The organism is Vibrio sp. 1580 (assembly GCF_033340055.1).
The window spans coordinates 1-504 of sequence record NZ_JAWOVT010000808.1 but is presented as its reverse complement, the minus strand read 5'-3'; the positions used below and the strand labels follow the sequence as shown (position 1 = coordinate 504).

General features: G+C 46.0%; 1 protein-coding gene. It reads right to left on the bottom strand.

Annotated features, from left to right (window positions below; all coding sequences use genetic code 11):
* Positions 1–504: hypothetical protein (locus R7093_RS28505; protein ID WP_318147443.1), on the bottom strand; the 504-nt coding region annotated here is incomplete at both ends.

The following is a 504-nucleotide window of genomic DNA, read 5'->3' as shown; positions in this document are numbered from 1 at the left end:
CTCCAGTCCTTTACCATTGTTTTGGAGGCGCAGACGGTACACGATATTTTCACCACTAGACGTGTGATTGTACGTCAGCTTTTCGCTCGATAAAGACGTATCCGTGTACGCTTTATGGGATTTGCTTACCTCAGAAGGCAGCATGTTGGCTGGCTCAGCGACTAGGTTATGACTGTTATCAATAACCGCCACGTTTAAGATTTGGCCAACCGCTTTCTCGCTGATCTTTGCTTTCACCGTATATTTGATGAAAGTGCCGCCAACAGCGAAACTATTTGCTGCAAGGTTAAACTGGGTGTCAATATCGCGGTTATCCGTGACCGACCCCGTCTCACTGATATCACTGGTATCGGTTTGAGTCGTGATGGTCCAAGAGTCAAACGCTGCACCCATCGATCCATCTAAGTATTGGGTTTTGATTGCGCTAAGTTCATCCTTAATCGGCATGTTTTGCATGTGCACGTTGTTAAGGTTAACGAGCGATATTTCATACTCAATGTAGCC